At 29.7% G+C, this 13666-nt stretch carries 9 protein-coding genes; 2 read left to right on the top strand and 7 right to left on the bottom strand.

What is annotated here, in order from left to right:
* Window positions 1-372: 372 nt before the first annotated feature.
* Entirely contained in the window at window positions 373-1083 is a 711-nt protein-coding gene (locus tag GQ540_RS11825) for a DUF4294 domain-containing protein (RefSeq protein ID WP_291801301.1), read from the bottom strand.
* A 128-nt stretch (window positions 1084-1211) separates the two neighbouring features.
* Between GQ540_RS11825 and GQ540_RS11820 the strand changes: the two genes are divergently transcribed.
* Complete coding sequence (locus GQ540_RS11820; protein ID WP_291801303.1) at window positions 1212-2300, top strand: M42 family metallopeptidase; 1089 nt, start codon at window positions 1212-1214, stop codon at window positions 2298-2300.
* On the top strand, window positions 2301-3059 hold the full coding sequence (locus GQ540_RS11815; RefSeq protein ID WP_291801299.1) for a 1-acyl-sn-glycerol-3-phosphate acyltransferase: 759 nt from the start codon (window positions 2301-2303) through the stop codon (window positions 3057-3059). It abuts the gene before it with no gap.
* Between the two features lie 98 nt (window positions 3060-3157).
* Here GQ540_RS11815 and GQ540_RS11810 read toward each other — a convergent pair whose 3' ends face one another.
* The 6 genes from GQ540_RS11810 to glgA all read right to left on the bottom strand — a co-directional run.
* Window positions 3158-5563, bottom strand: coding sequence for a glycoside hydrolase family 31 protein (locus GQ540_RS11810; protein WP_291801298.1), 2406 nt, complete (start codon window positions 5561-5563; stop codon window positions 3158-3160).
* A 138-nt stretch (window positions 5564-5701) separates the two neighbouring features.
* Window positions 5702-7609, bottom strand: coding sequence for a 1,4-alpha-glucan branching protein GlgB (gene glgB, locus GQ540_RS11805; protein ID WP_291801296.1), 1908 nt, complete (start codon window positions 7607-7609; stop codon window positions 5702-5704).
* A gap of 5 nt (window positions 7610-7614) precedes the next feature.
* The gene (locus GQ540_RS11800; RefSeq protein ID WP_291801294.1) at window positions 7615-9246 is read right to left on the bottom strand and encodes a trehalose synthase; all 1632 of its coding nucleotides are present in this window, start codon (window positions 9244-9246) and stop codon (window positions 7615-7617) included.
* Window position 9247: 1 nt separating this feature from the next.
* A complete protein-coding gene (locus GQ540_RS11795) occupies window positions 9248-11185 on the bottom strand; it encodes an alpha-1,4-glucan--maltose-1-phosphate maltosyltransferase (protein ID WP_291801292.1) in 1938 nt (645 codons plus the stop codon).
* Between the two features lie 15 nt (window positions 11186-11200).
* Entirely contained in the window at window positions 11201-12463 is a 1263-nt protein-coding gene (locus GQ540_RS11790; RefSeq protein ID WP_291801290.1) for a glucose-1-phosphate adenylyltransferase, read from the bottom strand.
* 33 nt (window positions 12464-12496) lie between these two features.
* A partial coding sequence (gene glgA, locus GQ540_RS11785) for a glycogen synthase (protein WP_291801288.1) occupies window positions 12497-13666 on the bottom strand: 1170 nt, incomplete at its 5' end.

The following is a 13666-nucleotide window of genomic DNA, read 5'->3' as shown; positions in this document are numbered from 1 at the left end:
TTTTTAAAATCTTACCCCAACCTCTTTATGAACTTTCCCAATCAACCAATATCCTCAATTGCGGGCTGCAAATGTAAAACCTTTTTCATAATCACCAAATAAAAAATTGCCTTTTTTTTGAAGTTTTACATTTACTAATTTCCTGAACTTTTTGCTAAAACCCGATAAGGATTAGCGGATGCAAACGTAATACCTTTTTTCTTACTTTATCTGTTTTTTATGTCTTTATTTTTTAATTATTTCAATAAAAAAATAAATAACTGAGAACAAACTAGTTATAACTTCAATAAAATTATTTTGATATGGGACTATTGAATAATGAACAAATAATAGCAGCTAAATTTTTAAATTTTGTGATATTTAAATTCTGTATTATTTCTTTTTACTCTTCTTTTTAACATTAAGTTTGGGAACATCAATCCATTTTTTTGTTAATTCAAGGTAATTAAATTCTAATTTAGAAGGTTGCTCTTCTAAAATACCATTAACAAAAGCACGTTGCAAAACATCTTCAATTAAATAATCCTCCTTATTATTAATAGGATCATATTTATCTTTTAATGATAACTTAAATAAATTTGCCGTTGTATTGTACCAAAACGCCTTCCATCCACTTCTTAATTCTTTTATTAAAGCAAAAGAAGTGTCTCCAGTTTGCCTATGTACTAGCTTTATTAAAATACGACCTTCAGTTCTAGTTAATTTTTTTAGCTGACCTGTTAATTCTTCTTCTAAATATTTTTGAATTCTCTTAGTATATTCTTTTTTTCTCCTTTTTGATTTAATGTTTTCTAACCTTTCAGTTAGAACATTTAATCTATCAGCTGCAAGTTTCGCGTACGGATATGCTTTTAATGTTTTTTTACGAAACCAATAATAATATTTACGGTCGTAGTTTGTTTTAAATTTTAATTTCTTCAATAAAAGAACTTCATTTAACTCTATTAATAAAGTGTCTCCTTCAAAAATAATATACTTTTCAGTTAACAATATAGAATCTTTATCTTTTTCAACTTGTGAAAAAAGAAAAGTACTCATTAATAATATAGGTAAAACAATACTTGTTTTAAGATTAAATTTCATCTTCACTATTTAAATTTTAAAAGGATTCAAAAATACAACTTTTTAAAATATTTAAAACTTTAAATATTTTATTAAATTGTTTGTATAAGTAACTATTTAGTATATTCGTTTTTTTAAACAATACTATAATTATGCCTAAAAAAATATTAAATAAAAAATCGATTACTTTTTTAGAAAAGTACTTAAATAATGCATCGCCTACTGGTTATGAAAGCGAGGGTCAGAAAATTTGGATGGACTACCTAAAACCTTATGTTGATACTTTTATTACTGATAGCTATGGAACTGCTGTTGGAGTTATAAATCCTAATGCAAAATTTAAGGTTGTTATTGAAGGACATGCTGATGAAATATCATGGTATGTAAACTATATTACTCCTGAAGGATTGATTTATGTAATTAGAAACGGAGGAAGCGATCACCAAATAGCACCTTCAAAAATTGTAAATATTCATACTAAAAAAGGCATTGTAAAAGGTGTTTTTGGTTGGCCTGCAATTCATACGCGTTTAAGTGGAAAAGAAGAAACACCAAAATTAGATAACATTTTTATTGATGTTGGCTGTAAAAAGAAAGAAGAAGTTGAAAAACTAGGTATTCATGTAGGTTGTGTAATTACATACCCTGATAAATTCTTTATTTTAAATAAGAACAATTTTGTTTGTAGAGCGCTAGATAACAGAATGGGTGGTTTTATGATTGCCGAAGTAGCTCGTTTATTGAAAGAAAATAAGATTGAACTTCCTTTTGGTTTATACATTACTAATTCTGTTCAAGAAGAAATTGGTTTACGTGGAGCTGAAATGATTACACAAACTATAAAACCTAACATTGCTATTGTTACTGATGTTTGCCATGATACTACAACGCCTATGATTGACAAAAAGAAAGAAGGTGAAACTATTTCAGGTAACGGCCCGGTGATTAGCTATGCTCCTGCTGTTCAAAATAATTTAAGAGATTTAATTGTAGATACAGCTACAGAGAATAAGATTCCGTTTCAACGTTTAGCTTCATCTAGAGCTACAGGTACAGATACTGATGCTTTTGCTTATAGTAATGGTGGTGTTCCCTCTGCTTTAATTTCATTGGCTTTACGTTATATGCATACAACTGTAGAAATGGTACATAAAGATGATGTAGAAAATGTAATTCAATTAATTTATGAATCGCTTCTTAAAATAAAAGATGGTGAAACATTTAGTTATTTTGATTAAATGAGGATTTTTAAAACCTTATTAGCAGTTATTAGGCTTATATTATTTGCATTCGTTACTGCTACTGTTTATAGTTTATTGCTAATTACAAATCTATTTTATAAACATAAAGATAAAAAAATAGCACGTGGAATAATTTATAGACGGCAAATAATTAGAATTTTACACGTTGTTTTAGGTTCTAAAATTACAGTTTATGGCAAAGAACCTATTATTTCAGGTTTAATTATTTCAAATCATCGAAGTTATTTTGATCCTTTAATTATTTTAAGAAATATTTTAGCCTATCCAATTGCTAAAAAAGAAGTTGAAAATTGGCCTTTAATAGGAAATGTTTGTAAAACTACTGGTGTAATTTTTGTTCATAGAGAGAATAAAACTAGCAGGTCTGAAACCCTAAATAAAGTTAGTCAAGTATTAAATAAAGGATTTTCAATATTAAACACTCCTGAAGGTACTACACATATAGCACCAACTACTATTAAGTTTAAACCAGGTGCCTTTGTTTTAGCAGCTCAACTAAATATTCCTGTAATACCAGTAGCGGTAGATTATAAAAACCTTGACGATTCTTGGGTTGGCGATGATACATTTGTACCTCATTTTTTAAGATGTTTTGGCAAATGGAGAACTGAAATTAAAGTTAGCTACCTCGCTCCTATTTATTCTGGTAATGTTGATGAATTAATTTCAACTTCAAAAAAACAAATTGATAGTGAACTGCTTCGATTTAGAAGAGAATGGAATACTAACAATTAAATTACTTAAAAAAATAAAAGCTCATTAATTTAAATTAATGAGCTTTTATTTTCTAGTGAAAATGATATATTTCACATTATATAAGTTAAATAATTGTGCTATTTTTTACCAACTATTTGAATATCTGTGAATTCTTTACTTATAATTAAAGTATTGTTTTTACTGTTAAACTTCTTAATATCAACCCTTTCATTATCTACATATATTTTAAGAGCTTTAAAGGGTAAACCGTGTAGAATAAGTTCAAAAGTTTCATATTCAGTTATAAATTTACCAGACTTATACTGGTGAATTGTTAACGAATCTTCTTTACCCGAAAATGTAAAATTTCTTAAACTATATCTTCCTTTTTTATAATCATATCCATCATGAGCATCTTCATAAACTTGAGATTTTTCTTTCCCCAATTTATAATATACATCTAATTTTAATTCATCAATAGTTTTTTCACCCACATATTGCTGAATTGGATATTTTGGAATAATTGCTCCTTCTTTAATATAAATTGGCATACTATCAATATCTGCATCAACCCATTTTTCTTCACCTCCATGAATTAATTCACTATCCCAGAAACTATACCAATTTCCTTTAGGAAAATACATCCTTCTTCCTTTAGCATTCGGCTCAAGTACCGGACAAACCAATATTTTTTCACCAAATATAAATTCATCATTTCTATAATGTGTGTGTGCATCTTGTTGATCAAATAATACAAGTGGTTTTAAAATTGGCACACCCTCATTAGCATATCTCCAAAACGATGTATATAAATACGGTAATAATTGATATCTAATTTCAATAAATTTTCTAACAATATTTGTTACGTTACTATCAAAAGCATAAGGCTCTTGATCTCCGTGATCTCCAGATGAATGAGTTCTACAAAAAGGGTGGAATATACCTAATTGAATCCAACGCGTAAACAATTCTCCGTTTGGTTGTTCTGCAAATCCTCCAATATCTGATCCTACAAAAGAAAAACCAGATAAACACATACGTTGTGCTTGTGCATTTGCAATTGATAAATGATCCCAAGTTGCTACATTATCACCTGTCCAAGTTGATGAGTAACGTTGAGTTCCTGAATAAGCAGCTCTTGTAATTACAAAAGGCCTTTTAGGATATGAGAATTTTTTTAAGCCATGGTATGTTGCTCTTGCCATTTGCATACCATAAACATTATGTGCTTTTCTATGACTGCAATGGTTTCCATCATAATCATGGCGAACATCATTTGGAAATGTTTTCCCAGGAACATCCATAACAGCTGGCTCGTTCATATCGTTCCAAACACCTTTAACACCAATATCTTCAATTAGTTCCTTAAATAAATCTGCCCACCATTCACGTACTTCAGGGTTTGTAAAATCTGGAAAATAACATTCTCCAGGCCAAACTTTTCCTTTCATATAGGGTCCGTCAGCTCTTTTACAAAAATAATCTTTTTCTAAACCTTCTTTATAAACGCTATAATCTTTATCTATTTTAATTCCTGGATCAATAATAGCGATGGTTTTAAAACCATCATCAGCTAATTCTTTCACCATACGTTTTGGATCAGGAAAATATTCTTTGTTCCAAGTAAAACATCTAAAACCTTCCATGTAATCAATATCTAAATAGATAGCGTCACAAGGAATTTTTAAATCTCTAAATTTCTTAGTTACTTCTTTAACTTTAGATTCTGGGTAATAACTCCATTTACATTGATGATAACCTAATGCCCAAAGTGGTGGCAATTGATGTGGTTTTCCTGTTAAATCTGTATAATTAGATACTACATCAGACATCTCAGGCCCGTAAATAAAATAATAATTCATTTCTCCGCCTTGTGCCCAAAAACTTGCAATGTTTCTTCGCTCATTACAAAAATCAAAAAATGAACGGAATGTATTGTCGAAAAATATACCGTAAGATTTCTTATGATGTAATCCAATATAAAATGGAATGGTTTTATAAATTGGATCAGAGTCGCGACCAAATGCATAAGAATCTGTTACCCAGTTTTCAAATCGTTTTCCTTTTAAATTGTTTTGAACTGGTTTATCACCTAATCCATAATAACTTTCTCCTTCAAAAGTAGACTTTGACATTTTAACAATATTACCACCATGCTTATAGCTTTCTTCCCAATGAAAACCAAGCTCATCTTGGCAAATAAGTGTATTATCCTTGGCATCAAAAATTGAAGAACGCATATCTAATTTTGAGATATGGCAAATTAATTTTGAAGTAGTAATTATATAATTCTCATTATCTTCAGTAACTTCTAAATGATTAAAACCTTTACTTGCATGTTTGGTTATTGCATATGAGAAATCATTTTCAAATATTGATGTTGTTGTATATCTAAACCGTAAAACACTATCACGTTGCACTGTTACTTGCAGTACTACACCATTATCACTTGTAAAATATAATGTATCTACATTTTTTTTATAGGAAATTATTTTTGAAGGAAATAAATTGCCTTTGTATTCTAATTCCGTATTTAAAATCATAATTTATTTGGTTAAATTGAAGTTGCAAACCTACTAAATTTAATAAATTTAGAGGCGTTCTTATCTTCAAAAATATAGCATATGTATTGGATTAAATGCAAAATTTTTGACTTATAATTTTATAATATTGAATATTTACTAAATAAACTTAAAAATAACGATTCCTAAAGGTGGTAGTGTTAAACTTGCAGAGAACTTTTTACCATTCCATGCTTCTTTTTTAATCGTAATTTTATCTGAATTCACGACACCGCTTCCTCCATATTCTTTAGCATCACTATTAAAAATTTCTGTAAGTTTTCCTTTTTTAGGCATTCCAATTTTATAATTATCTAAAGTTGTTGGTGTAAAATTACAGACAACAATAACATCATTTATAGCTTTGTATCCTTTTCTTATATATGAAATTACTGAGTTTTCATTGTCTTCATAACTTATCCATTCAAAACCTTCATTACTAAATCCTTTTTCAAATAAAGCTGGTGTATTTTTATATATCTTATTTAAATCTGAAAAATAATTTAGTGTGTTCTTGTGTGGTTCAAATTCTAATAAATCCCAATTTAAACTACTTTCAAAATCCCATTCGTCATATTGTCCAAATTCACCTCCCATAAATAATAATTTTGTGCCGGGATGTGTAAACATATAACCGTATAGTAATCTTAAATTTGCGAAACGTTGCCATTCATCACCAGGCATACGTCCTAAAATTGATTTTTTACCATAAACAACTTCATCATGTGAAAGCGGTAACATAAAGTTTTCAGTAAATGCATATGCTAAACTAAACGTAATATCGTTTTGATGGTGTTTTCTATAAATTGAATCTTTCCCAAAATATTCTAAAGTATCATGCATCCAACCCATCATCCATTTCATTCCAAACCCTAAACCGCCATCAAATGTTGGTTTTGAAACCTTTGGAAATGCTGTAGATTCTTCAGCAATTGTTTGCACATCAGGAAATGATTTGTAAACTTCAATATTTAATTCTTTTAAAAATGAAACAACATCTAAATTTTCATTACCGCCAAATTCATTAGGTTCCCACTCTCCTTCTTCTCTAGAATAATCTAAAAATAACATGGAAGCTACAGCATCAACTCTTAACCCGTCAGCGTGGTATAAATCTAACCAAAAAATGGCATTACTAATTAAAAATGAACGAACTTCGTTTCTTCCATAATTAAATATTAAACTTTTCCAATCTGGATGATATCCTTTTTTCCTATCAGGATGTTCGTATAAATGTGTTCCATCAAAAAGGCCTAAACCGTGTGCATCTTCAGGAAAATGAGAAGGCACCCAATCTAAAATTATACCAATATCATTTTGATGTAATTTATCAACTAACAATTTAAATTCATCAGGAAAACCAAAACGAGATGTTGGTGCAAAATATCCTGTTAATTGATATCCCCAAGAAGGATCGTAAGGATACTCCATTATTGGCATAAACTCTACGTGTGTAAAGTTCATTTTTTTAAGATATTTAACTAAATCATCCGCTAATTCTACATACGATAGAAACCTGTTTTCTTCTACATTTTTTTTCCAAGAACCTAAATGTATTTCATATACTGAATAAGGCGCATCAATAGCATTATTTTTGACACGCTTTTTCATCCATTTTGCATCTTTCCATGCGTAAGAATCTTCCCAAACAACGGAAGCTGTTTTAGGCGGATGTTCACATCTTCTAGCGTATGGATCAGCCTTTTCAGTTTTAATATCGTTATTACTACTTTGAATTTTATATTTGTACACAGCTCCTTTACCAACATTTGGAATAAAACCTTCCCAAATCCCACTTTCATCCCAACGAACATTTAATTGGTGCTCACCTTCAATCCAAAAATTAAAATCTCCAATAACTGAAACTGCTTTTGCACTTGGTGCCCAAACAGCAAAATAAGTACCTTCAACACCATCAATAGTAGTTATGTGAGAACCAAATTTTTCATACAACCTGTAATGTTTTCCTGATTTAAAAAGATCGATATCAAAGTCTGAAAATAGACTAAATGCTTGTACTTGTGCCATGTATTTTATGAGTGATTAATGATATTTGAAATTCCTTTTAATGGAATTAATGCCCAACGTGGACGTGAATTTAATTCGTAACCTAATTCGTAAACTGCTTTTTCTAACAAACAATATTCTAATATAAATATACGCTCTTGATGGTAACCTATATTTAAATTTGCATCCTGAACTTCAGTAACATACGTTCCTAAAAATACACCTGTAAAGTATGTATATAATAGTTCAGCTGCTTTAAAAAGTGTTTCTTGTGAGTTATTATATGTTTTTAAATTATTAAAAATTGATGCGTAAATTGCATAATGAAATGACCTAAACAAACCTGCAACGTCTTTCATAGGTGGCTGTTTTACTTTTCTATCTCTAATAGTGCTTTCTGGTTCGCCTTCAAAATCTAGGATATAAAAATCGTCATCTTTTACTAATATTTGACCTAAATGATAATCTCCATGAACTCTAATACGTTCACCTTTTAATTTGGTCCAATCAAACTTTACAAATCGTTTTCTAATGCTGTTTTTTTTATCTAAAAATTCTTTGGCTAATTCTAAAGCTAAACCATCTAATTTATGCATACTATTTTCAATAGTATTTAGTCTATTTTGAAATTGATATAACAATCTGTTTTTCAACCAAACGGTATAATCACCATTAAAACGTGCTGGTGTAAAAGCTGTATCTTCAAATTCTGAACCTAATGAAATATGCATTTCAGCAGTACGTTTTGCTAACTTTTGAATTTTTAAAAACAAATTTAAACCTACCCAATCTATTATTTGAGGTGGCACATCATTAATACCCAATCTTAAAAATAACTCTGTAGCTGGTAAATTATCAACATTAATATTTTTTGACTCTAAATTTAAAAAAACATTGTGTACCTCTTTTAGCATATAATCCCAAGCATCGCCCTGATTTTCAACCATTTTTTGCATTAAAGCTATCGTGATGTGTGAATTTTCAGAGTCAACAATATTTAAACTTCCCAAGAAATTTGGAGTGTTCTTAAATCCTTTTTTTTCTGATAAAAAACGGCTCATTTCATAATCCGGGTTTTTATCTGCATAAATTCTTCTGAAGAATTTCAATACATATTCTTCGTTATAAACAATAGATGTATTACTTTGCTCTAAGCCCATAAACCTTGACGATTCATAGTTTATGTTGTTAAAAGCTGAACTTTTATGGTATTGAACCTTACTCGTGTCATTTTCTTGTGCTGTTAGAATTCTTTCAAAAACTAATTTTCTAAAAGCTTCTAAATTAATTGCATCAATTATATAACCTTCTTGTCCTCTAATGCTTATTGGTAGAATTCTATCTTTTTTAGCAAAATTTTCATCTGAAACAAATGCAATTGGCAAAAAATAATGTTGATAAAAAGCTTCTTCAAAATTAATTTCTAAAATTAAACCATAATAAACCTCGTCTCCTTGTTTAATTTTAAAATATTCTGAGAGTTCTATATATTTTAATTTACTTGCTTTTCCGCCATACCAGCGTTGTTTCAAAATGTAGTCTTCTAAAACATCTGAAAGAAAAGTTTTTACAAACTCCTTACTTTCAAGAAGTTCCTCCCATAATATATCAAAATTATATGTTGATTTCAATGTGTTTTTAGATAGTTGGTTAGCCATGCTATTTTTTTAGCTTAAATATATGAAAAGGTAATGAAGGATGCAACTCTATATAGTTCCATTCTGTATTCCAATTATAGCAACTTCCTGTTATTAGATCGCATACTTCTAATTGATGTCCGTTTGAAATTCCTAAATCACTTAAAGGTAACTGAACAGTGCCTTGTTGTTCATTATTGTCATCTAAACTTATTACAATTAACAATTCATTTGTTTTATCATCATTCCATTTATAAAATGCAATTAAATTTTCATTTTCAATAGTGCAAAACTTTATATTATTGGTTTGCTGTAGCGCTTCGTTTTGATGACGGATTTTATTTAGTTTGGTTATAAGCGTTGTTAATTTATTTTCTTTAGTCCAGTTATAATTGCACAATTGAAATTTCTCTGAATTTAAATATTCTTCTTTCCCCGGAAGTCCATCACTTATCATTTGTTCAAAAACAGGACCATAAATTCCAATACTTGAACTTAAAGTAGCTGCTAAAACATAACGCTGTATGTATTTTGATTCGTTAGCTCCTTGTAAATGAAACGGATTAATATCTGGTGTATTTGGCCAAAAATTTGGTCGCATATATTCACGTTGCTCAGTTTGAGTTAGCTCAGTCATGTACTCAATTAATTCATGCTTATTATTACGCCAAGTAAAATAAGTATAGGATTGTGTGTAACCTTGCTTTGCCAATTGCTGCATTACTTTTGGCCTCGTAAATGCCTCAGCTAAAAACAATACATCTGGGTGTTTTTTCTTTACTTCATTAATAATCCAATTCCAAAAATAATAGGGTTTTGTATGTGGGTTATCAACTCTAAATACATTTACACCACAATCTATCCAATAAAATAAGGTGTCTAAACATTCATCCCAAAGCGCTTTATAATCTTTACTTTCCCAGTAAATTGGCAATATATCTTGGTATTTTTTTGGTGGATTTTCAGCATATTGAACAGTTCCATCAGGTCTCCATTTAAACCAACTTGGATGTTCTTTTACCCAAGGATGGTCTGGTGCTGCTTGTAATGCATAATCCATTGCAATTTCAATTCCTAAATTCTTTGCTTGTACTATTAACGATTTAAAATCATTAATAGAACCCAATTGTGAATGAATATCTTTATGTCCACCATCTTTTGAACCAATTCCCCAAGTTGAACCAACATCACCTTCAAAAGCTTCGGTAGTATTATTTTTTCCTTTTCTATTCACTTCACCTATTGGGTGAACTGGCGGAAAATACAACGTATCAAAACCCATTTCTGAAACTCTTGGTAATAATTTTTCACAATCTTTAAAAGTTCCATGAACTCCTTCAACTTCTGAAGAAGAGCGTGGAAAAAACTCGTACCAAGTACTAAACTGAGCTTTTAACCTATCAACATAAACTTGAAATATTTTAGAAGTATTTGCCAAATGCTTTTTTGGATATTTACTAAAAATAGCATGTAGTTTTTCACTTTGAGCTTCAATAATTGCTTCACTGTACTTTTCTTCATTTGAAAATAAAACTTCTAGCTGTTTCAAGTATTTTTTTTCATCTTCCGAAGATTTTTTAGCAATTTCTTTAATATACTCTATACCTTCAAGCAATTCAGAAGTTACATATTGATTATCTTCAATTTTACGAGTTATTCCATGTTGCCAATTTAAAGCATAATCTACCCAACCTTGAACTTTATAAGCGTAAAACCCTTGTTTTTCAACCACAAATGAAGCAATCCATTCATCATTATTTACATGCTGCATTCTAGCCTCTCTCCATTTTTTATCATTTTCATGTTTATATAAAACGGACGCAGCAATAATATCGTGACCATCAGTAAGTACATGAGAATTAACAGTAACAATTTGATTTACAACTCTTTTTATAAAAAATTCACCATCATTAATTTGTGGCGAAATAGAATCAATAACTACTCTTTTTTGATTTTGCATTCTGTAATTTAATTTTTAAATTTTATAACCATTTGGAATAACTGCACCTTTCTTAATCACAACAATTCCATCTCTAACGGCATATAGTTCATTTTCTGAATCTTTTAAATGTTTTCCTCCATTAATTTTTACATCATCTCCAATGCAACAATTTTTATCTAAAATAGCATTTTTAATAAAACAACGAGAACCAATTCCCATAGAAATAACATCTTTATTTAAAATATCATCTAATGGCTGATAGTAATCACTCCCCATCATATATGTATTTATTACGGTTGAATCTGAGTCAATTCTTGATCTAATTCCAATAACTGAGTGTTCAATTTTTGCCGCATTAATAATACAACCATCTGCTAAAACTGCTTTTTCTAATACCGTTCCTGAGATTTTAGCTGTAGGTAACATTCTGGCGTGTGTATAAATACGCTTTGCTTTACTATACAAATCAAATTTAGGAAAATCATCTGTTAAAGCTAAATTAGCTTCAAAAAATGATTCAATATTACCAATATCTGTCCAATAGTCTTCAAATTGGTGACTTACAACTTTGTGTTTTCCTAAAGCTTGAGGAATAATTTCTTTACCAAAATCATTTGTCTCTGGGTTATTCATTAATTCAACCAATAAATCTCTGTTAAATACATAAATTCCCATAGAAGCTAAATAATTTCTACCTTCATTATTCATCTGTTCACTAACCTCTGAAGTCCAATCTGGTAATAATTCAGCAGCAGGTTTTTCAATAAAAGATGTAATGTCATTTTCTTCATTTGTTTTTAAAATACCAAATGAAGTTGCATCTTTTGCATTTACAGGAATGGTTGCAATAGATATTTTAGCATTACTTTTTATGTGTTTTTTAATCATTTCATCATAATCCATTTGATATAATTGATCTCCTGATAAAATTAACGCATGGTCAAAATCATGTCTTAAAAAGTGGTGCATACTTTGACGGACAGCATCAGCTGTTCCTTGAAACCATTTACTATTTCCTGGTGTTTGCTCAGCTGCTAAAACATCAACAAATGCTGAACTAAAAAAACTAAAATGGTATGTATCTTTAATATGACGATTTAATGAAGCTGAATTAAATTGAGTTAATACAAACATTCTTTTTATATCTGAATTGATACAATTTGAAATTGGAATATCTACCAATCTGTATTTTCCGGCAATTGGTACTGCTGGTTTTGAACGAGACTCAGTTAATGGATGTAATCTTGATCCTTGACCTCCACCTAAGATAATTGCTAATACATTAGTTTTTGCCATAGTATTTTTATTTAAAATTTTATAATTCTGTTATTATAATAAAGATTTGTATAATTCTTCAACTTGTTTTGCTATTGCAATCCAGTCAAAAGTTTCTTCAACTCTTTTTCTTCCTTTTTTTGCCATAGAATTTCTCAAATCTTCATCATTTATCAATTTATTAATTCCATCCGCTAAATCTCTTGAAAATTTATCTGGATTTATTGGCTCAAATGGCGCTTCGTTTTGTTGCTCTAAAGGAATTAATAAGCCCGTTTCACCATCTACAACAACTTCTTTAATTCCTCCAACTGCACTGGCTACAACTGCTGTTTGGCAAGCCATTGCTTCAATATTAATAATTCCAAATGGTTCATAAATTGAAGGACAACAAAATACATCAGCATGTGAATACAATTGTATCACTTCCTTTTTATCTAACATTTCATCAATCCAAATTATATTATCTCTAGTTTTTTTGACTTCATTTACACAGTCTTCCATTTCTTTCGCAATTTCGGGTGTATCTGGCGCTCCTGCACATAAAACTATTTGTGTATCTGAATCAATGTATTTAATTGCATTTACTAAATGTATAATTCCTTTTTGCTTGGTAATTCTACCTACAAAAAGCACGTATGGTTTAGAGGTTTCAATTCTATAGCGTTCTAAAGTTGAAGTTTCATTCGTAACAACGTATTCTTCAAGGTTAATTCCGTTATAAATAACCTTTATTTTATCTTCAGCTACATTAAAATATTTTAATACATCTTCTTTTGTTTCTTTAGATACCGCAATAAGAGCATCAGCCATTTCAATGGCTGTTTTTTCAATCCAAGAAGAAGCATCATAACCGCTACCTAGTTGTTCTCTTTTCCAAGGTCTTAAAGGTTCTAAAGAATGTGTTGTAATAACTAATGGAATTCCATAGCATAATTTTGCAACAATACCAGCAAAGTGTGAATACCAAGTATGGCAATGCACAATATTAGCATCGGTTTTTTCTGCATTCATTTGAATACAAGTACTCAAAGTTTTAAAAACTGATTTTAATTTATCATCAGAAGCATCAAAATTTGGATTTTCAAAAGGGAAACCTTTCACTGTTAAATTACCATTTTTAGTATCTTGATCTCCAAAACTTCTAACGTCAATTTTCATTAATTTAGCTAATTCATCAGCTAAATACTCAACATGAACACCAGCTCCGCCATAAACGTAAGG

The organism is Lutibacter sp. (genome assembly GCF_013139515.1).
GTDB lineage: Bacteria > Bacteroidota > Bacteroidia > Flavobacteriales > Flavobacteriaceae > Lutibacter.
Note: the sequence above shows the minus strand (reverse complement) of the source record. Positions and strands in the feature narration are given on the sequence as shown.